Genomic DNA, 23,852 nt, shown 5'->3' on the forward strand with positions numbered 1-23,852 from the left:
CTGTCGTCACTGCTTTAAACCGGATTCCGACGATGGCTAAACGACGCGGGCTTGCGCTCGACGGTGTGCTGTTGCTCGACAAACCCGTGGGTTTGTCCAGCAACCACGCCCTGCAGCGGGCCAAACGTGCCATGGACGCGGCGAAAGCCGGCCATACCGGCACCCTCGACCCCTTCGCCACCGGCCTGCTGGTGTGCTGCATGGGGCGGGCAACAAAAATTTCCGGCGCCATGCTCGACGCCGACAAGGCATATCGCGCTACGCTGCAATTTGGGTCGGAAACCGACTCGGGCGACCTGACCGGCAACGTGGTGGCCACGGCCGAACCGGGCTACGCGGTGGACGAGGCGGCGCTGCGCGCAGCGCTGTCACGTTTCTCGGGCACGATCGAGCAGATTCCGCCCATGTATTCGGCGCTCAAGCGCGACGGCAAGCCGCTGTACGAGTACGCGCGCGCCGGCATCGAACTGGAGCGCCCGCCGCGCCAGGTCACGATTTACCGCATCGAGCTGCTGTCCCTGAACGGGACGCAGGCAGAAATCGATGTGGCTTGCAGTAAAGGCACATACATCCGGACGCTGGCCCAGGACATCGGGCGCGTGCTGGGCTGTTATGCCCACCTGACGGCGTTGCGGCGCACGCACGTCGGGCCGTTTTCGCTGGAACGCGCCGTCGCGCTGGAAGCCTTGCAGGCCATGCCAGATCCCAAGCAGGCATTGCTTGCACTGAACGAATTGCCGGCGGGCTTGCTGCCCGCCACCACCTTAAAGGACTCGCTATGACTCGCGCCTTGCGCAACGTCGCCATCATCGCCCACGTCGACCACGGTAAAACCACGCTGGTCGACCAGCTGCTGCGCCAATCCGGCACCTTCCGCGAAAACCAGGCGCTGACCGAACGGGTCATGGACTCGAACGACCTGGAAAAGGAACGCGGCATCACCATTCTGGCCAAGAACTGTGCCGTCGAATACCAGGGCACGCACATCAACATCATCGACACCCCGGGACACGCGGACTTCGGCGGCGAAGTCGAGCGCGTGCTGTCCATGGTCGACGGCGTGCTGCTGCTGGTCGACGCGGTCGAAGGCCCGATGCCCCAGACCATCTTCGTGACCCGCAAGGCGCTGGCCCTGGGCCTGAAGCCCATCGTCGTGGTCAACAAGGTGGACCGCCCGGGCGCGCGCACCGACTACGTCATCAACGCCACTTTCGACCTGTTCGACAAGCTGGGCGCCACCGACGAGCAGCTCGACTTCCCGGTGGTGTACGCCTCCGGCCTGTCGGGCTACGCCGGCCTGGAGCCCGACGTGCGCGAAGGCGACATGCGCCCGCTGTTCGAAGCCATTCTCGAACACGTGCCGCAGCGCGACGACGACCCCAACGGCCCGCTGCAGATGCAGATCATCTCGCTGGACTACAACAGCTACGTCGGCAAGATCGGCGTGGGCCGCATCAACCGCGGCCGCATGCGTCCCGGCATGGAAGTGGCCTACAAGTTCGGCCCCGACGGCCAGGGCGGCCGCGGCCGCATCAACCAGGTGCTGAAGTTCCACGGCCTGGAGCGCATCGTGGTCGATGAAGCCGAAGCCGGCGACATCGTGCTGATCAACGGCATCGAAGACCTGGGCATCGGCTGCACCGTGACCGACCCGGTCACGCAGGAAGCGCTGCCCATGCTGCGCATCGACGAGCCCACGCTGACCATGAACTTCATGGTCAACACCTCGCCGCTGGCCGGCCGCGAAGGCAAGTTCGTCACCAGCCGCCAGCTGCGCGACCGCCTGGACCGCGAACTGAAGTCCAACGTGGCGCTGCGCGTGCGCGACACGGGCGACGACACCGTGTTCGAAGTGTCGGGCCGCGGCGAACTGCACCTGACCATCCTGCTGGAAACGATGCGCCGCGAAGGCTACGAGCTGGCCGTGTCGCGTCCGCGCGTGGTGTTCAAGGAAATCGACGGCGTGAAGTGCGAGCCGTTCGAATCGCTGACCATCGACGTCGAAGACGCCCACCAGGGCGGCGTGATGGAAGAGCTGGGCCGCCGCAAGGGCGACCTGCAGGACATGCAGCCGGACGGCCGCGGCCGCACCCGCCTGGAATACCTGATCCCGGCCCGCGGCCTGATCGGCTTCCAGAACGAGTTCCTGACGCTGACGCGCGGCACCGGCCTGATGAGCCACATCTTCCATGAATACGCGCCCGTCAAGGAAGGCTCCATCGGCGAGCGCCGCAACGGCGTGCTGATCAGCCAGGACAACGGCGACGCCGTGGCCTACGCCCTGTGGAAGCTGCAGGACCGCGGCCGCATGTTCGTCAGCCCCGGCGAAGCGCTGTACGAAGGCATGATCATCGGCATCCACAGCCGCGACAACGACCTGGTCGTGAACCCGATCAAGGGCAAGCAGCTGACCAACGTGCGCGCCTCGGGCACCGACGAAGCCGTGCGCCTGGTTCCGCCGATCCAGATGTCGCTGGAATACGCCGTGGAATTCATCGACGACGACGAGCTGGTGGAAATCACCCCCAAGTCGATCCGCCTGCGCAAGCGCCACCTGCTGGAAAACGAGCGCAAGCGCGCTGCCCGCGAAGCCGCGATGTAAAGCGCGGCGGGGGCTCGAAGCCCTTGCATGCAGGACCAAGCCGCGCGCCTTCGGGCGCGCGGTTTTGTTTTTGATGAGTGGAAGCACAGCCCGCGTTGTCGCGATCATCGATAGGATGTAGAGTTATTGCATCGAAACCGGCAATTCCCTGTCGTGACGGAGTTTGGTTCCATGACTGCCAGAGATGCTGAATCAGCGCTGCTTGCCAGATGCTCCGTCGTCGCCCGGGAGGCCGCGCAATCGGCCCAGGACCAGCGCGAAGCCAATGTGTTCCGCCTGGCCGCGATGGTCGTCCGCTCCCGATTCCCCCGCGAGTCGATGTGTTTGATGCAGGCAAGCGATCAATACTTCGCCTCGCATCCGGACGAAAAACTGGCGCCGGCTGAGGTGGTCAGGAAAGGCTGGGTATCGAGTCTGCCTCGCCTGCGCGACATGCTGAGCCACCGGCTCTGCGGTACCTGAATCAATGGCGGCGAACCAGGCGTTCCATACCCGCACCGCGCTGGCCGAAGGCTTGCGGGAACTGTTCAAGCAGCTCGAGAAACGGCTTTCGCTGCGCAGCCCGTTGAACGTCTACCTGGCAGGGGGAATAGCCGTTCATCTCTACACGGCCAGCCGTGTTACGACGGACGTGGACGCGGAGTTCGGGGCACGTGTCTACCCGTTGAAGGCAAAGGAATGAGCGCGCCTTAACAGCCTCCGGCGCGGCGCCTGACCGCGTCCAGCAGCCTGGCGGCGAATTCCTGGGCTGCGCGGCTGCGCGAGGCGTCCTTGCGCCACAGGATGGCGGCGCGCCGGACGGTGGCGGGGTCGGTCAGCGCGATGCTCGCCAGGCCGGACCCCGGCGCGCCGGCGGCCTGCCGGGCCGCGTGCTCGGCGGCGATGGTGGCCAGTTCGCCAAGCCGGCACAGGTGGATCAGCGCGTCCACCGATTCCATTTCGACCCGCACGGCCGGCCTCAGCCTGGCCGCGGCGCAGGCCGCGTCTATCATCCGGCGGGTGGCGAAGCTGCGCGGCAAGAGCGCCAGCGGCACGCCGGCCAGGTCGCGCACGCGCAGATGGCGCCGCGCGGCCAGCGGGTGCTGCTCGCCCACCACCACGTGCAGGCGTTCCTCGAACAGGGGCTGGGCCTCGATTTCCCCGCGCGCCGGCGGATGGAAGGAAATGCCGAAATCCAGCCTTCCGGCGATCAGCAGGTCTTCGATGGGGCCGGCGCGCAGGTCGCGCACGTGCACCTGGACCCGGGGAAAGGCCAGGCTGAATTCGGCCACCGCGTCGGGCACGAAATGGGTCAGGAAGGTAGGGATGACGCCCAGGGTCAGCGAGCCCGATTGCAGGCCGGCCATGTCCGCCAGCGCCATTTTCCCTGCCTCGACTTCCTGCAGCGCCCGGCTGGCGTGGCCGCGCAGCACGCGGCCGGCCTGCGACAGCCGCAGTCCGCGGCCGATGCGGTCGAACAGCGGCATGCCCAGCTCGTCCTCCAGCTGGCGCAGCCCGTGCGACAGCGTGGATTGCGTGACGTGCAGCGCATCCGCCGAACGGGTCAGATGTTCTGTCTCGGCCACGCTGAGAAAGTACCGGAGCTGGCGCATTTCCATGGGAACTCCTTTGCCGGCCGGGCGAAATCCGAAATGGCCGTCGATGGCAGTGTCGCCATTGTTCGATCCTGTCGAAGGCAAGGTACTAAACAAAGCATCGCGCGCGCATTGGAGCGCGTCCTAATCTTGCCCGGCGTCGTCCACGGCAGGACGTTATGACCGCGCCGGTCCGGCCGCCAGCAGCCAGTCCAGGAACTCCCGGCCCGGGCCATCGCCGCGGACGATGGCGCCGATGGGCTGGAACGAGCCCGCCGCCTCGATCCGCACCCGTTCGAAATGCCCGTGCTGCAGGTACCAGCTGGCCAGGGTCTGCGGCACCATCGCCAGGGCCTGCTGGGCCTGCATGATGGCGATCAGCAGCGGCATGGGCGGCGCGGCGCTGGCCAGCCGGCAGACCCGGGGCACCACGCCGGCGCGCTCGAAGAAAGCGCGGAACACGGCGTGGATGGCCAGCTCGGGGCGCGGCTCGATCCAGCGCTGGGCGGCCACCTGGGCCAGCGTGGGCGCGGCGCCGGCGGCGAGCAGGGGATGGCCGGCCGCGGCCACGATCAGGGCCGCGTCCTGCTGCAGCGGCACGAATTCCAGGCCGGCCGGCACCGCTTCCGGGCGCCGGCACAGCAGCATGTCCAGGCTGCCGCCGGCCGCCTGCGGCAGCAGCTGCTCGCGGCTGCCTTCCAGCACCTCCACCTGCAGGCCGGGATGCGCCTGCATGTAGGCGGGCAGGCGCTCGGCCAGCAGGCCGCCGCTGGCCGCCGGGATGGCGCCCAGGCGCAGGCTGCCGGTGGCGCCCTGGCGCAGCGCGGCGACCGAGTCGGTGGTGGCGCGCAGCGTGGTCAGCATGGCGCGGGCGCATTCGGCCATGAGTTGGCCGCTGCGGGTGGTGCGCATGCCGCGCGCATGGCGCTCGAACAGCCGTACTCCCAGCAGCGTTTCGATGTCGGCCAGCGCGTGGGTGGCGGCGGGCTGGCTCAGGCCGATCTGGCTGGCCGCCTGCTGGATGCTGCCGAGGTCGGCGATGTTGGCCAGCAGCTGCAGGTGGCGCAGCCGGCCCTTGGCCAGCAGGCGCGACAGCAGGGTGGCGGGCGCGACGTCCATGGGCGTTCCAGGTATTCAAAATTCGAATATATCGAGGCATTAATGTATTTGAAATAAGGATATGCCCTGGCCACAATGCAGCGATTCCGTTCATCGCTTCCGTCAGGAGTGGCTGGTCCATGAAGTTCCGCTTGCTGCATGCCCTCGTCTGCGCCGCCGCCGTCGGCGCTTCCGCCTGCGCGGCCGCGCAAGGTGCATATCCGTCCCAGCCCGTGCGCCTGATCGTGCCGTTCGCGCCCGGCGGCTCCACCGACGTGCTGGCGCGCGCGGTGGCCGAGGGCATGCGCAAGGAGCTGGGCCAGAGCGTGGTAGTGGAAAACCGCGCGGGCGCCGGCGGGCTGCTCGGCACCGAGGCAGTGGCGCGGGCCGAGCCCGACGGCTATACGCTGGGCATGGCCACGGTCAGCACCATGGCCGTCAATCCCTTGCTGTACGGCACCAGGCGCGTGGACCCGGCGACCCAGCTGAAGCCGGTGGCGCAGGTGGCGACGGTGCCGGTCGTGTGGATGGTGAACCCGTCCTTCCCGGCCCAGGACTTCGCGCAGTTCCTGGCCGAGCTGCGCGCCAACCCGGGCAAGTATTCCTACGGTTCGCCGGGCGTGGGTTCGCTGGGGCACCTGAACCTGGCGGCCATGAACGCCAGCCTGAAAGTGGAGGTGCTGCACGTGCCGTACCGCGGCATGGGGCCGGCGCTGACCGCCGCGGTGGGCGGCGAGGTGCAGGTGCAGCAGGACCAGTACGCCTCGGCGCAATCGCTCATCAAGGCCGGCAAGCTGCGCGCCATCGCCGTGTCGGCGCCCGCGCGGCTGGCCGGCATGCCGGAGCTGCCGACCATGCAGGAGCTGGGCTATCCGCAGCTCAATGCGCTGGGCCAGACCTGGTTCGGACTGGTTGCGCCGGCCGGGACGCCGGACGCCGTGGTGCAGCAACTGAACCAGGCGGTGGCGCGGGCGCTGGCCGACCCGGGGCTGGTGCAGCGCCTGGCCACGCTGGGCGCGCAGCCCGACATCGGCAGCCCGCAGGCGTTCGCCGAGCGCATCGCGGGCACGCTGGCCGCCAACCGGAAAATCATCGAAACTGCCGGGATCAAGCTCGACGAGTGACGTGACCGGTTCACAGGCCATTCCCGCCACTGGAGACACTATGGGTGCCATCGACAAACTCGTGCCGTTCATCGACGCGCGCAGCGAGCGCTACGCGGAGCTGAGCGACCGCATCTGGAGCCTGGCCGAACTGCGCTACGACGAGCACAAGTCGGCCGAACTGCATATCGCCATGCTGGAGCAGGCGGAGTTTCGCGTCACGCGCGACGCCGCCGGCATTCCGACCGCGTTCGTGGCCGAGGCCGGCAGCGGTGGCCCGGTGATCGGCATCCTGGGCGAGTACGACGCGCTGTCCGGCCTGAGCCAGGAAAGCGGCGCCTACGCCTGCCAGCCCTCGCCGGAAACGCCCAACGGCAACGGCCACGGCTGCGGCCACCATCTGCTGGGCACGGCCGCGCACTTCGCGGCGGTGGCGGTCAAGGAGTTCCTGGAAGCCAACGGGCTGCCCGGCACCATCCGCTTCTACGGCTGTCCCGCGGAAGAGGGCGGCTCGGGCAAGACCTTCATGGCGCGCGCCGGCCTGTTCGACGACCTGGACGCGGCGCTGACCTGGCATCCGGCCTCGCATACCGGCATCTTCCACCAGTCGTCGCTGGCCAACATCCAGGCCTATTTCCGCTTCCGCGGCATCGCGGCGCATGCGGCGAACTCGCCGCACCTGGGTCGCAGCGCGCTGGACGCGGTGGAACTGATGAACGTGGGCGTGAACTATCTGCGCGAGCACATGGTGCCGGACGCGCGCGTGCATTACGCCGTGACCAACAGCGGCGGCATTTCGCCCAACGTGGTGCAGGCCCGCGCCGAAGTGCTTTACCTGGTGCGCGCGCCCATCAACTCGCAGGCGGCGGAACTGTACGAGCGCGTGCAGAACGTGGCGCGCGGCGCCGCGCTGATGACGGGCTGCGAGCTGGAAATCGTATTCGACAAGGCCTGTTCGAACTACATCCCCAACAGCGTGCTCAACCGCATCATGTACGCCAATATGCAAGCCTTGCAGGGGCCGGCCTATACCGAGGGCGAACAGCAGGCCGCGCGCCGCATGTGGGACGCGATCTCCGAAGACGATATCGACAACGCCGGCAAGAACCTGGGCGCGGTGCTGCGCAATCCCACGCCGCTCTTTGCCGGCGTGGCGCCGTACGATCCGGACAAGACCGAACTCACCTACGGCTCGACCGACGTGGGCGACGTGAGCTGGGTCGCCCCGACCGCGCAATGCTGGGGCGCCTGCTATGCCTACGGCACGCCGTTCCATTCGTGGCAGATGGTGGCCCAGGGCAAGATGTCCATGGCGCACAAGGGCATGGTGCACGCCGCCAAGATCATCGCGGCGACCGCCGCCGATCTGTATGTCCAGCCCGAGGCGCTGGCGCGCGCCAGGGAGGAACTGCTGCAGGCGCGGCGCGGGCAGCCTTATGTCTGCCCGATCCCGGCCGACGTGCTGCCCTCGTTCATGCGAGGATAAGAACTCCCCACGCCGCGCCTGCCCGGTGCGGGATCAGGCGGGCAGGGACGGCGCGTATTGCGCGTCGGAATTGACCTTGGCGTGGAATTCCACCACCTTGCGCACGACCTTGACGGGATCGTCTTCGATGATGAAGAGATCCAGGTCGTGTGCGCCTATCATGCCATTGCCCAGCACCTGGTCGCCCAGCCATTCCACCAGGCCGGACCAGTATTCGCTGCCCACCAGGACGATGGGAGCGGGTGGCACTTTGCCCGTCTGGATGAGCGTCAGCGCTTCGAAGAGCTCGTCCAGCGTGCCGAAACCGCCGGGCATCGCCACGTAGGCGAAGCTGTGCATGAAAAACGTGGCCTTGCGCGAGAAAAAATACTCGAACGACAGGCTGATGGTCTGGTATTCGTTGTTGTGCGCTTCGTGCGGCAGGCTGATGTTCAGCCCGATGCTGGTGCCGCCGGCTTCGAATGCGCCCTTGTTGGCTGCCTCCATGATGCCGGGACCGCCGCCGGCGATGACTGCGAAACCTGCGTCGGCCAGAGCGGCCGCGATCGCGACGGTGGTCTCATAGTGAGGGGAATTGCGGCTGACCCGAGCACTGCCGAAGACGCTGACGGCGGGCCCGATGTGCGCGAGCTTGTCTGCCGCCGTCCGTATCTCTGACATAATCAGCGGAATTTGTTTGTTGGCGGGTGTTTCCGCAGCGATTGCCATATCTGCCTTTGTAACCATGAAAAAAACCTTATTACTGGTCGACGGTTCAAGTTACTTGTACCGCGCTTTCCACGCTATGCCTGATTTGCGCAATGCGCAAGGCGAACCTACGGGTGCGCTCTACGGCGTGGTGAATATGCTGCGCAAACTGGTATCTGATCATAAGGCAGAGTATGCCGCATGTATTTTCGACGCCCGGGGTAAGACGTTCCGGGATGACATCTACCCGGAATACAAGTCGCACCGCCCGCCCATGCCCGAAGACCTGGCCGCGCAGATCGAGCCCATCCACCGCGCCGTGCGCGCGCTGGGCTGGCCGGTGCTGGCCATCGAAGGGGTGGAAGCCGACGACGTGATCGGCACCCTGGCCAGGCGCGCCGCCGAACTCGACGTGCACACCATCGTGTCCACCGGCGACAAGGACCTGGCGCAACTGGTCAACAGCCATGTCACGCTGGTCAACACCATGAGCGGCGAAACCCTGGACGAGGCCGGCGTGCTGAACAAGTTCGGCGTGCCGCCGGACCGTATCGTCGATTACCTGATGCTGGTGGGCGATACCGTCGACAACGTCCCGGGCGTGACCAAGGTCGGCCCGAAGACGGCAGCCAAATGGATTACGGAATTCGGCTCCATCGAAAAGCTGATAGCAGGCGCCGAAGGCATCAAGGGCGTGGCGGGCAATAACCTGCGCGACGCGATTCCGCGCTTCCCGCTCACGCGCCAGCTGCTGACCGTGAAGTACGACTGCGACCTGGCCGGCCACGTCGACCACATCGACGACCTGACGCCGCGCCCGCGCGATATCGAGGCCCTGACCGAACTCTACGAACGCTACGGTTTCCGCACCTGGCTGCGCGAGCTGACCGGCGACGCCGAGCGCGTGCCCACGGGCGATGCGCGCATCGCCCACGACGCGCCGGCCGCGCCCACCGAGCTGGATTACCGCATCATTTCCGATTGGGCCGCCTTCGACGACTGGATGACGCTGATGGACGGCGCGCAGCTGGTCGCGCTGGACACCGAGACCACCTCGCTGGACGAAATGCAGGCCCGCCTGGTGGGCCTGTCGCTGTCGGTGGCGCCCGGCGTGGCCTGCTACATCCCGGTGGCGCACCGCGGCCCGGACGGCGCGGCCCAGCTGCCCAAGGACGAGGTGTTGGCGCGCCTGAAGCCGTGGCTGGAGGACGCATCGCGCGCCAAGCTGCTGCATCACGCCAAGTACGACACGCACGTGTTCGCCAACGAAGGCATCCGCCTGGGCGGCGTGGCCGAAGACACCATGCTGCAGGCCTATGTGCTGGAGTCGCACCGCGGCGTGGGCCTGAACGACCTGGCCCAGCGCTACCTGGGCCGCAGCGGCGTGTCCTACGAAGACCTGTGCGGCAAGGGCGCCAAGCAGATCGGATTTGACGAAGTGGCGGTCGACAAGGCCGGCCACTATGCCGCCGAGGACGCCGACTTCACCTTGCAGCTGCACCGGGTGCTGCGTCCGATGGTGGCCGCCGATGCCGGCCTGGAGCGCATCTACCGGCTGGAGATGCAGGTGTCGGCGGTGCTGACCACGATCGAGCGCAACGGCGTCAAGGTCGACGCCGCCGAGCTCGGCCGGCAAAGCCACAAGCTGGGCCAGGAAATGCTGCAGCTGGAGCAGAAGGCCTATGAACTGGCGGGCCAGCCGTTCAACCTGAATTCCCCCAAGCAGCTGGGCGAGATCCTGTTCGGCCGCATGGAGCTGCCGGTGGTGCGCAAGACCGCCAGCGGCGCGCCTTCGACCGACGAGGAAGTGCTGAGCAAGCTGGCGCAGGACTATCCGCTGCCGCAGGTGCTGCTGGAATACCGCGGCCTGTCCAAGCTGAAGTCCACCTACACCGACAAGCTGCCGCGCATGATCAATCCGGACACCGGACGGGTGCATACGCACTACTCGCAGGCCGCGGTGATCACCGGCCGGCTGGCCTCGTCCGATCCCAACCTGCAGAACATCCCGGTGCGCACCGAGGCGGGCCGCCGTGTGCGCGAAGCCTTCGTGGCCGAGCAGGGCATGCTGCTGTCGGCCGACTATTCGCAGATCGAGCTGCGCATCATGGCCCACGTCTCGGACGACGCCAACCTGCAGCGCGCCTTCGCCGCGGGCGAGGACATCCACCGCGCCACGGCCTCGGAGGTGTTCGGCGTGCCGCTGGCCGAGGTGTCCTCGGAGCAGCGCCGCGCCGCCAAGGCCATCAACTTCGGCCTGATCTACGGCATGGGGGTGTTCGGCCTGGCGTCCAACCTGGGCATCACGCGCGACGCCGCGCAGGCCTACATCGACCGCTACTTCGCCCGCTATCCCGGCGTGGCCATGTACATGGACGACACCCGCCGGCGCGCGCGCGAGCAGGGCTATGTGGAAACCGTCTTCGGCCGCCGCCTGCAGCTGCCGGAGATCCGCGGCGGCTCCGGCCCGCGCCGCCAGGCCGCCGAACGCGCGGCCATCAACGCGCCCATGCAGGGCACGGCGGCCGACCTGATCAAGATGGCCATGGTGGCGGTGCAGGACTGGCTGGACGCCGAAAAGCTGCAGACGCGCATGATCATGCAGGTGCACGACGAACTGGTGCTGGAAGCGCCCGACGCCGAGCTGGAGCTGGTGCGCAGCACGCTGCCCGGCCTGATGTGCGACGTGGCCAGCCTGCGGGTGCCGCTGGTGGCCGAGGTCGGCGTCGGCAGGAACTGGGAACAGGCGCACTAGGACGGGGCCGGCCCCAATGGGCCAGCCCATTTCCCGTTTTGGGCTTGCAACGATATAATGTTGCGCCTTCCCGCCCACCTACTACACACTCCCCAACATGCTACTGCTCTGGGTTCTGCTCGCCACCATCACCGGCGGGCTCATCGCGGTACTCATCGCGAGCTGGCTGGCCTACAAGGTCTTCGCCAAATACCTGCACCACATGGTGAGCCTGTCGGTGGGGGTGCTGCTGTCGGTGGCGCTGCTGCACCTGCTGCCCGAAGCCTTCGAGGCCGGCGTGGCCGACGCCCATGTGCTGTTCGCGCTGATGCTGGCCTCGCTGATCGGATTTTTCGTGCTGGAGAAGATCGCGCTCCTGCGCCACAGCCATCATCACGAGGGCGACGGCCATCACCACCACAAGGGCCACGACCGCCACGAGGCCGGCCGCGGCGGCGTGCTGATCCTGATCGGCAGCTCGCTGCACAACCTGGCCGACGGCGTGCTGGTGGCGGCGGCCTTCCTGACCGATCCGCTGCTGGGCGTGCTGACCGCCGCGTCCATCATCATCCACGAAGTGCCGCACAAGCTCGGCGATTTCGTGGTGCTGCTCAACGCCGGGCTGGCGCGCCGGCGCGCGTTCGCGCTGATCCTGTTCACCAGCTTGTGTTCAGCCGTGGGCGGCATAATAGGGTTCTTCGTGCTGCAGCAGGCGCAGGGCTGGGTGCCGTATATTCTGGTGGTGGCGGCCAGCAGCTTCCTCTACATCTCGGTGGCCGATCTGATGCCGCAAATGCACGAAAGGGTATCCCTGGCCGACGCCGTCCCGCAGTTGCTGCTGGTCGGGGTGGGCGTGGCGCTGATCTACAGCGTGACCTCGCTGATGCACCACGGGCACGACCATGGCGCCGAAGCCGGCCATGGCGCGCCGCAGGTCGAACACGTCCACCGCCACTAGGCGGGCCGCCGGGAACCCAGGCTTCGTCGACCCTACACAGGAGGTTCCCATGAGTTTTTCCGCAGCAGCCGGCAACGTCGCTCCCACGGTGATCCATACCGACGCGCAGGGGCTGGCCCACGGCGATTTCAAGCTGCCGGTGGCCGACGGCTCGATCGACGCCTACTACGCCGCCCCAGAGGGCGCGCGCGACCTGCCCATCGTGCTGGTGGTGCAGGAAATCTTCGGCGTGCACGAACACATCAAGGACCTGTGCCGCCGCGTCGCCAAGGCCGGCTACCTGGCCGTGGCCGCCAACCTGTACGAACGCCAGGGCGACGCCTCCGCCTATACCGACATTCCCAAGCTCATTTCGGAACTGGTCAGCAAGGTGCCGGACGAACAGGTCTACGCCGACCTGGACGCCAGCGTGGCCTGGGCCGCGGCGCACGGCGGCGACGCCAGGCGGGTCGCGGTCACCGGATTCTGCTGGGGCGGCCGCCTGACCTGGATGTACGCGGCGCACAACCCGGACGTCAAGGCCGCGGTGGCCTGGTACGGCAAGCTCAGCGTGGGCCACGGCCCGCTGATCAAGCGCGTGGCTTTCGACGTGGTGGACGAGCTGCACGCGCCGGTGCTGGGCCTGTACGGCGGCAAGGACGCCAGCATCCCCCTGGCCGACGTCGAAACCATGAAGGGCAAGCTGGCCGCCTCCGGCAATGAAAACGCCCGGCGTTCCGAGTTCGTGGTGTACCCGCAGGCCGACCACGCTTTCATGGCGGACTACCGCGCCAGCTACCAGGCCGAGGCGGCCAAGGACGGCTGGGGGCGGATGCTGGATTGGTTCAAGCGGTATTTGTGAGGTTTTTGCGGATGATGGGTTTCGCGCGCTCGCGCTGCACCCATCCTACGGCATTCGTCGCGTCCCGTAGGATGGGTGCAGCGCGAGAGCCCTTAAGCAAGAACACCGATCGCGAGCGCGCGAAACCCATCAGGCGCCACCACCCGCCATCCGTTCAATTCCCCGCTTCCCGCAGCCGGCTCGGCAGCAACTCTCCGTGCCGCGCCAGCAGCGGGTAGGCGGCGGCGCCCACCAGGTGCGAATTGATGCCCTTCATGTCGCGCAGGATATCCAGGTAGAGCGCGCCGACTTCGGCCGCGTCGACCTGGCCGGCCTTGATCTTCTGCAGGTGCGTGTCCGCGGCGGCGGTCTCTATGGTGCGAAAGCGCGCCTTTTCCTCCGCCAGCGAACGCGCCTGGCGCAGGTCGTCGTTGACGAACAGGGCGGCGGCGGTGCGCTGGTTGGCGATCAGCTGGCCCAGCGTCTCGTCCAGGCTGGCGCGCTGTTCCGGCGAGAAGGTCCAGCCCTGCTTGCGCAGCTTGGCGATGTGGCCGAGCAGGCCGTGGTGGGCGATGTCGCCGGCATGGCCGACGTTGCTGATGAAGGCCAGGATGTCGTCCAGGCGCTGCAGGTCTTCGCGCGTCATGTTCTCCTGGTCCAGCGTGGCCAGGTAGGTGGTGATGGCGTTCTCCAGCTTGTCCAGCGCGCTGTCGAGCTGGCGCGCCTGCACCATGCGGTGGCGGTTGTCGCGCTTGAAGCCGGCGCGCGCATACAGCAGCAGCGTCTGCAGCATGTCGGCCATGCGCAGGCCTTCGCGCGCGGCGTTGCCCAGCGCCACGGCCGGCACGTCGTGGGCCCATTCGTCCAGGTACTGGGGACGCGACGGGTCGTTCGGGTCGGCGCGCTTGGGCAGCCAGCGGGTGAGCAGGGCGGCGTAGGGCGTCAGCAGCGGCAGGAACACCACGGCGATGACGGCGTTGAACAGCGTGTGGAAGTTGGCCACGGCGCGGGCCGGGTCGTCGGCCAGCTCGCTCATCATCGGCTGCAGGTAAGGCAGCAGCATCAGCCCGGCCAGCACGCCGATCACGCGGGTCAGCAGGTTGCCCAGCGGCAGGCGGCGCGCGGCGGGGTCGTCGCCGGTCACGCCCTCGATCATGGGATTGATGGCGGTGCCCAGGTTGGCGCCCAGCACCAGCGCGAACGCCACGTGCGGCGCCACCATGTGGTGGGTGGCCAGCGACATCACCAGCACCACCACGGCCACGCTGGAATGCGCCGCCCAGGTGAAGGCGGCCGACAGCAGCACGGCGGCCACCGGCTGGGTCGCCAGCGCGTCCAGGATCAGGCCCAGCATGGGCGCGGTCTGGAACGGCTGGAACAGCTGCACCAGCTGGTGCAGCGACAGCAGCAGCAGCCCCAGGCCGATGAAGACGCGGCCCAGGTCGCGGGTGCGGCCCGGCGGGTAGCGGCGGAACATCCAGACCCCGGCCAGGATCAGGATGGGGGCGAGCGAGGTCAGGTCGAACGACAGCAGCTGGACGATGAGGGTGGTGCCGACGTTGGCGCCCAGCATGGCGGCCAGGGCCGGCGCCAGGCTCACGACCCCGCCGGCGGCGAAGCCGGTGATCATCAGGCCGGTGGCGGTGCTGCTCTGCAGCGCGGCGGTGATGCCCAGGCCGGCGGCGAAGGCCCGCAGCCGGGTTCCGAGGGCGCGACCCAGCGCCGCGCCCAGGGCCGCGCCGAAGGCGCGTTGCACGCCGGTCTGGACCATGTGCACGCCCCACAGGAGGAGGGCGACGTAGCCCGCAAAATCAAGCAGCGTGATGAGTCCGGACATCCTGGGGTGTTTCCATTCTTTTTATGACAAGAAATAATTCTGTAATGATCGCATGCGCGGGCCAGGCTGGGGAGCCTGTCCCCACAATACAGCATACGCCTGTCGGGGCCTTTGCTGCGCGCCGCGGGGGCAGCGCGTATCATTGCCTCACCATTCGTCAGATGCACTGGAGTTTTGCGTGGCGGTTTCCGTTTTCGATCTGTTCAAGATAGGCATAGGCCCGTCCAGTTCCCACACCGTGGGACCCATGCGGGCGGCCCTGCTGTTCGCCCAGGGGCTGGAGCGCGACGGCCTGATGCCGCGCGTGGCGTCCGTGCGCGCCGAACTGTACGGATCGCTGGGCGCCACCGGCAAGGGCCACGGCACCGACAAGGGCGTGCTGCTGGGCCTGATGGGCGAGGCCCCCGACACCGTGGACCCCGCGGCCATCGCCGGCATGATCGCCTCGGTGCGGGCCAGCCGCCAGCTGCCCCTGCTGGGGCGCTACCCGGTGCCTTTCGTGGAAAAGGAACACATGCTGTTCTACCGCCGCGAAGCCATGGCCGAACATCCCAACGGCATGAAATTCCACGCCTTCGACGCCGAGGGCGAGCGGCTGCGCGAAGCGCGCTACCTGTCGGTCGGCGGCGGTTTCGTCGTGACCGCGGGGGCCTCCAACAGCCAGGTCATCGCCGCGCATGACCAGCTGCCGTATCCTTTCCGCATGGGCCGCGAGCTGCTGTCCATGTGCCGCGACAGCGGCCTGTCGGTGGCCCAGCTCATGATGAAGAACGAGCTGACCTGGCGCGACGAGGCCGAGGTGCACGCCGGGCTGGACCGCATCTGGCAGGTCATGCAGGACTGCGTTTCGCGCGGCTGCGGCATCAACTACCCCGAGGCCGACGGCGAGCTGCCCGGCCCCTTGCGCGTGCGCCGCCGCGCGCCCGAGATGTACCGCAACCTGACGCAGCGCGCCGAGCGCACGCTATCCGACCCGCTGTCCGTGATGGACTGGGTCAACCTGTACGCCATGGCGGTCAACGAGGAAAACGCCGCCGGCGGCCGGGTGGTCACGGCGCCGACCAACGGCGCGGCAGGCATCATCCCGGCCGTGCTGCACTATTACGACCGTTTCGTGCCCGGCTCCAACCGCGACGGCGTGCGCGATTTCCTGCTGACGGCGGCGGCCGTGGGCCTGCTCTACAAGTACAACGCATCGCTCTCGGGCGCCGAGGTCGGCTGCCAGGGCGAAGTCGGCGTGGCCTGCTCGATGGCCGCCGGCGGCCTGGCCGCGGCGCTGGGCGGCACGGTGGAGCAGGTCGAGAACGCCGCCGAGATCGGCATGGAGCACAACCTGGGCCTGACCTGCGACCCGGTCGGCGGCCTGGTGCAGATCCCCTGTATCGAGCGCAACGCGATGGCCTCGATCAAGGCCGTGAACGCGGCGCGCATGGCGCTGCGCGGCGACGGCCAGCACTACGTGTCGCTGGATTCGGTCATCAAGACCATGCGCGAGACCGGCGCCGACATGAAGACCAAGTACAAGGAAACGGCGCGCGGCGGCCTGGCGGTCAACATCGTCGAATGCTGAGCGCGCAATGAAAAAAGCCGCCAGGCCCCTGCGGGCCTGGCGGCTTTTTGCTGCCTTCGGCGGCGTCAGATCACGCGGGCGTTCTGCAGCGCGGCGATGCGGGCCGGAATCGGCGGGTGCGAGGCGAACATGGCCGCGATGCCGCCGCGGCCGGTGATGCCCGAGGCCTCGAAGGACTTGGGCAGGTCGCCGGGCTCCAGCCCGCCCAGGCGGGCCAGGGCGCGGATCATCGGCTCGCGCGCGCCCATCAGGTGGGCGGAGCCGGCGTCGGCGCGGTACTCGCGCTGGCGCGAGAACCAGGCCACGATGATCGAGGCCAGCACGCCGAAGATGATTTCACAGACCAGCACCGTGATGTAGTAGCCGGGCCCCACGCCGCGTTCGTTCTTGAACACCGCGCGGTCGATGAAGTAGCCGACGACCCGGGCCAGGAACACCACGAAGGTGTTGACCACGCCCTGGATCAGGGTCAGCGTGACCATGTCGCCGTTGGCGATGTGGGCTACTTCGTGGGCCAGCACGGCGGCGACTTCCTCTTCGCTCATGCTTTCCAGCAGGCCGGTCGAGACGGCCACCAGCGAATCGTTCTTGAACGCGCCGGTGGCGAAGGCGTTGGGCGCGCCTTCGTAGATGGCGACCTCGGGGCGGCCGATGCCGGCGCGGTCGGCCAGCTGGTGCACGGTGTCGACCAGCCAGGCCTCGCGCTGGTTGCGCGGCGAATTCGGGTCCAGCACCTGGGCGCCGGTGCTCCACTTGGCCATGGGCTTGCTGATCAGCAGCGAAATGATGGCGCCGGTGAAGCCGACCACCAGCGAGAAGATCAGCAGGGCGTTCAGGTTCAGGCCATTGGCGGTGATGTATCGGTCTACGCCCAGGATGCGCAGCGTGGCCGACAGCACCAGCATGACGGCCAGGTTGGTGACGACGAATAGGATGATGCGTTTCATGTTTTTTTGTTTCCTCTGCGAGCGGGAATTGCCCGAATTCGACCCGGCGGCGGCCCGCCAGTTCCCCGAGCCGGCGGCGCCTCCGCGGTGACGAAGAGTATAGTATCGCTTTCCCTTAGTCCTACTCACCTTTCCCTTAGCGCAGATCCCCATGCAGGCTCTCTGGATGTTAGTGGCGTCCGCCATGTTCGCCGCCATGGGATCGTTCGTGAAGCTGGCCACCGAGCATGGCGCATCGCTGCCGCAGGTCGTGCTGTTTCGCGGGCTGCCCTCCGTAATCCTGCTGCTGATCTGGGCGCGCGCCGGACGCCAGTCCATCGTCCCGAGTAGCTGGAAGCTGCACCTGTGGCGCAACCTGTCGGGCGTCACCTCGATGTGGCTGGGTTTTTTCGCCATTTCCCACCTGCCGCTGGCCACCGCCACCAGCCTGAACTACACGGCCCCGCTGTTCATCGCCTGTTGGATGCTGGGCTGGGGCGGCGCGCAGCGCGACGCCGTGCGCATTATCGCGGTGGCGCTGGGCTTTCTGGGGGTGATCGCCGTGCTGCGCCCCAGCATCAATGAGGACCAGTGGCTGGCCGCCCTGCTGGGCATGGGGGCGGGCGCCATGTCGGCCATCGCCATGCTGCAGATCCGCCAGCTGGGCCGCATCGGCGAACCGGAATGGCGCACCGTGCTGTTCTTCTCGGTGGGGGTGTGTCTGTCGAGTATCGGCGGAATTGCGTATGAAGGCTGGGGCCAGGCCGACTGGAGCGGTTATCTTTCACTGATCGGTGTGGGCGTGGCGGGCCTGTTCGGCCAATTGGCCATGACGCGCGCGTTCGGCGTGGGTTCGGCGCTGCTGACGGCGGCGCTGCAGTACAGCACCATTATTTTCGCGGCGCTCCTGGGCATGGGCCTGTGGGGCGACCGGCTCGACGCCCTGGCCTGGGCCGGCATGGGCCTGATCATATTCGCCGGCCTGCTGTCGGTGTGGCGCACCATGCGCGACCCCAAGGCGGCATGAGCCCGGCGGGCCGTCTCTATCTCTTACAGGAGCACAGCGCATGACGATGACACTGATTTCCGCCGCCGACCTGGCCAAGCGCCTCGATTCGCCCGACGTCCGCGTATTCGACGTGCGCCACGACCTGACCAACCATGCGGCCGGCCGCCAGGCCTACGAGGCCGGCCACATCCCCGGCGCCCGCTACCTGGACCACGAAACCGAACTGGCGGCGCCGCGCACCGGCGCCAACGGGCGCCATCCGCTGCCTTCGCGCGCGGACTTCGGCGCGCTGATGGCGGCCCACGGCGTCACGCCGCAGACCCTGGTGGTGGCCTACGACGCCAGCGGCGGCATGTATGCCGCCCACCTGTGGTGGATGCTGCGCTGGCTGGGCCACGACCAGGTGGCGGTATTGGACGGCGGCTGGCAGGCCTGGACCGCGGCCGGGCTGCCGACCACGACCGAGGCGGCCCCCGCCGTGCAGGCCGGCCAGCCGGTGGAACCGGGGCCGTCGCTGGCCGCCACGGTGGACGCCCGGACGGTGCTGGACAATATCTCCCGCCCCGCATTCACTGTGATCGACGCGCGCGCGGCCAACCGCTACCGCGGCGAGGTCGAGCCCATGGACCCGGTGGCCGGCCACATTCCGGGCGCCCTGAACCGCCCCAACGGCGAGAACCTGCAGGCCGACGGCCGCTTCAAGCCGGCCGCGCAGCTGCGCGAGGAATTCACCGGCCTGCTGGCCGGCCGCGATCCCGCCGCCATCGTGCACCAGTGCGGCTCGGGCATCACCGCCTGCCACAACCTCCTGGCCATGGAGATCGCCGGCCTGTCGGGCTCGCGCCTGTATCCGGGGTCCTGGAGCGAGTGGTGCAGCGACCCGTCGCGTCCGGTGGCCAAGGGCGCCTAGGCGTCCCCGCCAGTCGGGCATGGCTTGCCAGCCAGCCCTACCACGCGGCCGTCAGCTTGACCCGTTCCGAGGCGACCTCGGCGATTTCCAGGAAGTGATCCAGGGGCGGCGTCGCCAGCCCCGGCACCTTGGCATGGTCGTCCCAGCGCCTCAGGCGGATCGCGTCCGGCGCGCCCCGCAGGCTGGCGAAATCCACCGCCTGGCCCGCATCGAAGCTACCGCCCTGTAGCGCCAGGCTGCGTCTGGAATCCTCCGACAGCGACGCTTCATAGTGCGGTTCCACATAGCAGAGGTAGCGCTTGGCCTCGACGTGCAGCCGGATCGGCTCCAGCACGGGCGGGCCGAACAGGCCGCGCAGAAAGGGCAGCACGAAGTACTGGTGCTTGTCGTCGATGCCGCGCAGGGTCGGCGTGCCGGGCCGGTCGGCGATGAGGTGGCCCAGGTCGTGCAGCAGGCAGGCCGTGATCAGGTGCGGGCCGGCGCCGTTGCGCTCGGCCAGCGCCGCGGTCTGCAGCGCGTGCCGCAGGTGGCTGACGGACTCGCCGTCATAGGAGCGGTGTCCGCGCTCCAGGAAGATCTGTTCGATGTCTTGCAGGGTCAAGGCCATGGTTGTCTCCGGATTGGCCGCAAGGGGGAGGGGGCGCAGCGGGGCTGCGGGCGGTCAGCCGGCGGCCGGCGCCATCTCCAGGAAGCGCGCGATGAGCTGCACCGGTTGGCGCTCGCGCAGGCAGTACAGGTATTCGTGCATCAGGATGTCGGCGCCCTGGATATTCAGCGCCGCCAGGTCCGGGTGCGACGGGATCTCGCGCGAGGGAATCAGGCTGACCCCCAGCCCGCACAGAATGGCCTGGCGGATCGATTCGCGGCTGCCGATCTCCAGCGTGCGCCGCACGGTCACGCCGGCCTGCTGCAGCGCGTCTTCGGTCAGCTGGCGCGTCATGGAGCCGGGCTCGCGCACCAGCAGCGCGTGGTCGGCCAGCTCGGCCAGGCGCACCTCGCTGCGGCGGGCCAGCGGGTGGTCGCGATGCGTGACCACCCGGATGGGATCGGCGGCGATCATGCGCCGGTACAGGTGCTTGTCATCCATCAGCAAGGACGATGTGGCAATCTCGATGCGGTAATCGTGCAGCGCCTGCAGCATGCTTTGCGAATTGCCGATGGTGAGGGTCAGGTCGATGCCGGGATAGCGCTGGTTGTAGGTGCGCACCGTGTCCATGATGTAGTAGGGGCCGGTGGCGCCGATGCGCAGATTGCCTTCGCGCAGGTCGCTGGCGTCGCGCAGGCGGAAGTCGATCTCGGTTTCCTGCTGGACCAGTTTCTCGACCATGGGCATCAGGCTGTGGCCGGCGTCCGACAGCCGCATGCCGCGGCCCTGGCGATGGAACAGTTCGACGCCGTAACGCGATTCCAGCTGGCGCAGTTGCCCCGTGACCGTGGGCTGGCTGACGCCCAGTTGGGCGGCGGCCTTGGTGACGGTGCCGCAGCGGGCGACGGCATAGAAGGATTTGAGTTCGGCGACGAGCACGGGGCAGGGGGGCGGTAAATGGGGGCGGCACTGGGCGCGGCAGGGGCCCAATGCACGAGACCGCCAGTACACCAAAATAATTTGATGTTTTTATTACTGCATTTGCGCGAAGTGTCATAAACACTCAATACGCGCCTTCCATACTGCGAGCGTTCCCATACCGGAGGCCCCATGGCCGAACGCGACAACGCATTTCTCTCTGTCAGGCATCTCGTGAAGCGCTTCGGCAGCCACACCGCGCTGTCGGACGTCTCGCTGGACATCCGCGCCGGAGAGCTGGTGTGCCTGCTGGGCCCGTCGGGCTGCGGCAAGACCACCCTGCTGCGCGCCATCGCGGGCCTGGAGCGCCAGGACAGCGGCGCCATCGTGCTGTCCGGCCGCGACATCTCCCACGCCGAGCCGCAGGCGCGCGACTACGGCATCCTGTTCCAGTCCTACGCCCTGTTTCCCAACCTGACCGTGGCCCAGAACGTGGCCTACGGGCTGAGCGGCAAGCGCGCCCACCGCAACCACGTCGCCAACCGCGTCGAGGAAATGCTCACGCTGGTGGGCCTGGCGGGCGCGGCCGACAAATACCCCGGGCAGATCTCCGGCGGCCAGCAGCAGCGCGTGGCCCTGGCGCGCGCGCTGGCGCCTTCGCCGTCGCTGCTGCTGCTGGACGAACCCATGTCCGCGCTGGACGCCCGCGTGCGCGAACACCTGCGCATCGAACTGCGCGCGCTGCAAAAGCGCCTGTCCATCACCACGCTGATGGTGACGCACGACCAGGAAGAGGCCATGGTGATGGCCGACCGCATCGCCGTCATGAACGGCGGCGTCATCGAACAGTACGGCACCCCCACCGAGCTCTACCGCCAGCCCCGCTCGGCCTTCATCGCCGACTTCGTGGGCGAGGCGAACTGGCTGCCGTTCGAGCGCCTGGACGCCCACCGCGCCCGCGTCGGCCGCCAGGAACTGGCCGTGGACGAGGCGCTGGACGCCGCCAGCGGCCGGCTCTTCGTGCGTCCGGAGGCGGTGCGCGTGAGCACCGCCCGCCCGGAGCAGCCCAACGCCATGCTGGCCGACGTGCTCGACGGCGTGTTCCTGGGCCGCGGCTACCGCCTGGCCCTGCGCCTCGAAGGCGTGCCCGGCGCCACCGTGCATTCCGTCGTATCCCCCGAAATCGGAGACGCCCTGCTGGGCCCTCACGCCGCCAGCCGCTGCTGGGTGGAGCTGCCGCGCCATGCGATACGCGCCTACGCTTGATCCGGCGATGACCCGTTCCGCTTCCCCCGCGCCGGCGGTCTGCGCCGCGCCCGCGCCGTCCCTGGGCCGGCGTCCCTTGCCCGCCTGGGTCGGCGCCGCCGGCCTGGCCGGCGGGCAGGGCGCGCTGGCGCTGTGCCTGCTCTTGTTCCTGGCGCTGCCGCTGGCGGCGATCCTGGTCAAGTCCGTGACCGACGGCGACGGCGCCTGGGCCGGGCTGTCGGTGGTCGCCGGCATCATCGGCGGCGAAGGCTTCCTGGGCATGGTCGGGCGCAGCCTGGCGGTCGGCGCGGTGACCATGCTGCTGGTCGTGCCCTGCGCCTACGGATTCGCCTACGGTCTGACGCGCACGCGCCTGCCGGGCAAGGGGCTGCTGCGCACCGTTGCGCTGCTGCCGCTGCTGGCGCCGTCGCTGCTGCCCGGCATCGCGCTGGTGTACCTGCTGGGCAACCAGGGTCTGCTCAAGGACCTGTTCGGCGGCGCCACCATCTACGGCTTCTGGGGCATCGTGGCGGGCGAGGCGTTCTATACCTTCCCGCACGCCCTGATGATCCTGCTGACCGGCCTGACGCTGGCCGACGGCCGTCTCTACGACGCCGCCCGCGCCATGGGCGCCGGCCCCTGGCGCACCTTCCTCACCGTCACCCTGCCGGGCACCCGCTACGCCGTGTTCTCGGCGTGCTGCGTGGTGTTCACCCTGACCGTCACCGATTTCGGCGTGCCCAAGGTCGTGGGCGGCGACTACAACGTGCTGGCGATGGAGGCCTACAAGGCCGTGGTGGGGCAGCAGAACTTCCCCAAGGGGGCGGCCATCGGCATCCTGCTGCTCCTGCCCGCGGTCCTGACCTTCGCGCTGGACCGGCGGTTGCGCGCCCGCCAGGGCGCCCAGATGAACGGCCGGGCCCAGCCCTACGCCGCCGGCCCCGACCGCCGCCGCGACGCCGCGTTCCTGGCGCTGGCCGGCGCGGTGGCCGCGTTCCTGCTGCTCATCATCGGCGTGGCGGTATGGGCCTCGTTCGTCAAGATGTGGCCGTACAACCTGTCGCTGTCGCTGCGTTCCTACGACTTCGACAACATGGACGGCGGCGGCTGGCTGGCCTGGCGCAACAGCCTGCAGCTGGCGTTCTACACCGCCGTGGCCGGTACCGCCGTAGTCTTCACCGGCGCCTGGATGGTCGAAAAAGTGCCGGCCCGCGGCGCGCTGGCCCGTGGCCTGCGCGGCATGGTGGGCATGCTGGCGCTGGTGCCGATGGCGGTGCCGGGCCTGGTGCTGGGCCTGGGCTACATCTTCTTCTTCAACAGCCCGCTCAATCCGCTGAACGTGCTGTACGGCACCATGCCGCTGCTGGTGCTGTGCACGGTGGTGCACTTCTACACCAGCGCGCACCTGACGGCGGCCACGGCGCTCAATGCGCTGGACCCGGAGTTCGAAGCCGCTTCCGCGTCGCTGAAGGTGCCGCGCCTGACCACCTTCCTGCGCGTGACGCTGCCGATGTGCCTGCCGGCCGCCCTGGACGTGGCCCGCTACCTGTTCGTTTCCGCCATGACGACGGTGTCCGCCGTGGTGTTCCTGTACAGCCCCTCCACGGTGCTGGCCGCGGTGGCCGTGCTGAACATGGACGACGCCGGCTTTATCGGCCCGGCCGCCGCCATGTGCACCGTGATCATGGCCAGCTCGGCCGTGGCGGCCCTGGCCCTGCATCTGGCGAGCCGCGCGCTGGTGGCGCGCAGCCAGGCCTGGCGCCGCCCGGCGGCCCATTGACCGATTGTT

21 protein-coding genes are annotated in these 23,852 nt (G+C 68.4%); 14 read left to right on the plus strand and 7 right to left on the minus strand.

The annotated features are described in order from the left end of the window. Positions 1–32 precede the first annotated feature (32 nt). From truB to A6B37_RS22750, 4 genes are all read left to right on the plus strand, one after another. Positions 33–782, plus strand: a complete 750-nt coding sequence (truB, locus tag A6B37_RS22735) for a tRNA pseudouridine(55) synthase TruB (protein ID WP_111826993.1) — start codon at positions 33–35, stop codon at positions 780–782. After that, positions 779–2,602, plus strand: a complete 1,824-nt coding sequence (typA, locus tag A6B37_RS22740; RefSeq protein ID WP_102774815.1) for a translational GTPase TypA — start codon at positions 779–781, stop codon at positions 2,600–2,602. The genes truB and typA overlap by 4 nt, the downstream gene beginning before the upstream one ends. Positions 2,603–2,773: 171 nt before the next feature. Then, positions 2,774–3,064 carry a hypothetical protein gene (locus tag A6B37_RS22745; protein WP_111826994.1) on the plus strand — a complete coding sequence of 97 codons (291 nt, stop codon included), beginning with the start codon at positions 2,774–2,776 and terminating at the stop codon, positions 3,062–3,064. Between the two features lie 4 nt (positions 3,065–3,068). After that, a complete protein-coding gene (locus tag A6B37_RS22750; protein WP_246842549.1) occupies positions 3,069–3,284 on the plus strand; it encodes a hypothetical protein in 216 nt (71 codons plus the stop codon). A gap of 7 nt (positions 3,285–3,291) precedes the next feature. Here A6B37_RS22750 and cynR read toward each other — a convergent pair whose 3' ends face one another. Continuing rightward, positions 3,292–4,200 (minus strand): transcriptional regulator CynR, encoded by a 909-nt coding sequence (gene cynR / locus A6B37_RS22755; protein WP_111826995.1) that lies wholly within the window; start codon positions 4,198–4,200, stop codon positions 3,292–3,294. A 153-nt stretch (positions 4,201–4,353) separates the two neighbouring features. Continuing rightward, positions 4,354–5,295 (minus strand): LysR substrate-binding domain-containing protein, encoded by a 942-nt coding sequence (locus A6B37_RS22760; RefSeq protein WP_102774811.1) that lies wholly within the window; start codon positions 5,293–5,295, stop codon positions 4,354–4,356. A gap of 119 nt (positions 5,296–5,414) precedes the next feature. Between A6B37_RS22760 and A6B37_RS22765 the strand changes: the two genes are divergently transcribed. Further along, complete coding sequence (locus A6B37_RS22765) at positions 5,415–6,398, plus strand: tripartite tricarboxylate transporter substrate-binding protein (protein WP_111826996.1); 984 nt, start codon at positions 5,415–5,417, stop codon at positions 6,396–6,398. Positions 6,399–6,438: 40 nt separating this feature from the next. Next, positions 6,439–7,863, plus strand: a complete 1,425-nt coding sequence (locus tag A6B37_RS22770; RefSeq protein ID WP_111826997.1) for a M20 family metallopeptidase — start codon at positions 6,439–6,441, stop codon at positions 7,861–7,863. Between the two features lie 33 nt (positions 7,864–7,896). Here A6B37_RS22770 and A6B37_RS22775 read toward each other — a convergent pair whose 3' ends face one another. Next, on the minus strand, positions 7,897–8,523 hold the full coding sequence (locus A6B37_RS22775; RefSeq protein ID WP_102774808.1) for a TIGR00730 family Rossman fold protein: 627 nt from the start codon (positions 8,521–8,523) through the stop codon (positions 7,897–7,899). Positions 8,524–8,587: 64 nt separating this feature from the next. Here A6B37_RS22775 and polA point away from each other — a divergent pair, with 64 nt between their 5' ends. The 3 genes from polA (at position 8,588) to A6B37_RS22790 (ending at position 13,083) form a co-directional block, all read left to right on the plus strand. Continuing rightward, the gene (polA, locus tag A6B37_RS22780; protein WP_111826998.1) at positions 8,588–11,305 is read left to right on the plus strand and encodes a DNA polymerase I; all 2,718 of its coding nucleotides are present in this window, start codon (positions 8,588–8,590) and stop codon (positions 11,303–11,305) included. A 97-nt stretch (positions 11,306–11,402) separates the two neighbouring features. Further along, entirely contained in the window at positions 11,403–12,242 is an 840-nt protein-coding gene (locus A6B37_RS22785; RefSeq protein WP_102774806.1) for a ZIP family metal transporter, read from the plus strand. 49 nt (positions 12,243–12,291) lie between these two features. After that, positions 12,292–13,083 carry a dienelactone hydrolase family protein gene (locus A6B37_RS22790; protein WP_102774805.1) on the plus strand — a complete coding sequence of 264 codons (792 nt, stop codon included), beginning with the start codon at positions 12,292–12,294 and terminating at the stop codon, positions 13,081–13,083. Positions 13,084–13,237: 154 nt separating this feature from the next. On the opposite strand, the gene A6B37_RS22795 is transcribed toward A6B37_RS22790, so the two are convergent. Beyond that, on the minus strand, positions 13,238–14,899 hold the full coding sequence (locus A6B37_RS22795; RefSeq protein WP_102774804.1) for a Na/Pi cotransporter family protein: 1,662 nt from the start codon (positions 14,897–14,899) through the stop codon (positions 13,238–13,240). Positions 14,900–15,077: 178 nt separating this feature from the next. On the opposite strand from A6B37_RS22795, the gene A6B37_RS22800 reads away from it, so the two are divergent. Continuing rightward, a complete protein-coding gene (locus tag A6B37_RS22800; RefSeq protein ID WP_111826999.1) occupies positions 15,078–16,469 on the plus strand; it encodes an L-serine ammonia-lyase in 1,392 nt (463 codons plus the stop codon). 65 nt (positions 16,470–16,534) lie between these two features. Here A6B37_RS22800 and htpX read toward each other — a convergent pair whose 3' ends face one another. After that, entirely contained in the window at positions 16,535–17,416 is an 882-nt protein-coding gene (htpX, locus tag A6B37_RS22805) for a protease HtpX (RefSeq protein WP_111827000.1), read from the minus strand. A 151-nt stretch (positions 17,417–17,567) separates the two neighbouring features. Here htpX and A6B37_RS22810 point away from each other — a divergent pair, with 151 nt between their 5' ends. Next, a complete protein-coding gene (locus tag A6B37_RS22810; protein ID WP_111827001.1) occupies positions 17,568–18,422 on the plus strand; it encodes a DMT family transporter in 855 nt (284 codons plus the stop codon). 40 nt (positions 18,423–18,462) lie between these two features. Next, positions 18,463–19,314, plus strand: coding sequence for a sulfurtransferase (locus A6B37_RS22815; protein ID WP_111827002.1), 852 nt, complete (start codon positions 18,463–18,465; stop codon positions 19,312–19,314). A gap of 37 nt (positions 19,315–19,351) precedes the next feature. On the opposite strand, the gene A6B37_RS22820 is transcribed toward A6B37_RS22815, so the two are convergent. Together A6B37_RS22820 and A6B37_RS22825 are read right to left on the minus strand one after the other, a co-directional pair. After that, a complete protein-coding gene (locus A6B37_RS22820) occupies positions 19,352–19,921 on the minus strand; it encodes a phosphonate degradation HD-domain oxygenase (protein ID WP_111827003.1) in 570 nt (189 codons plus the stop codon). Positions 19,922–19,975: 54 nt separating this feature from the next. Further along, positions 19,976–20,839, minus strand: a complete 864-nt coding sequence (locus A6B37_RS22825) for a LysR family transcriptional regulator (protein ID WP_102774798.1) — start codon at positions 20,837–20,839, stop codon at positions 19,976–19,978. Positions 20,840–21,010: 171 nt separating this feature from the next. Here A6B37_RS22825 and A6B37_RS22830 point away from each other — a divergent pair, with 171 nt between their 5' ends. Continuing rightward, positions 21,011–22,084 carry a putative 2-aminoethylphosphonate ABC transporter ATP-binding protein gene (locus tag A6B37_RS22830; RefSeq protein ID WP_102774797.1) on the plus strand — a complete coding sequence of 358 codons (1,074 nt, stop codon included), beginning with the start codon at positions 21,011–21,013 and terminating at the stop codon, positions 22,082–22,084. Between the two features lie 7 nt (positions 22,085–22,091). After that, complete coding sequence (locus tag A6B37_RS22835) at positions 22,092–23,843, plus strand: putative 2-aminoethylphosphonate ABC transporter permease subunit (RefSeq protein WP_111827004.1); 1,752 nt, start codon at positions 22,092–22,094, stop codon at positions 23,841–23,843. Positions 23,844–23,852: the final 9 nt, after the last annotated feature.

Source organism: Achromobacter sp. HZ01, from assembly GCF_003267925.1.
GTDB classification, from domain to species: Bacteria; Pseudomonadota; Gammaproteobacteria; order Burkholderiales; family Burkholderiaceae_B; genus Achromobacter; species Achromobacter pulmonis_A.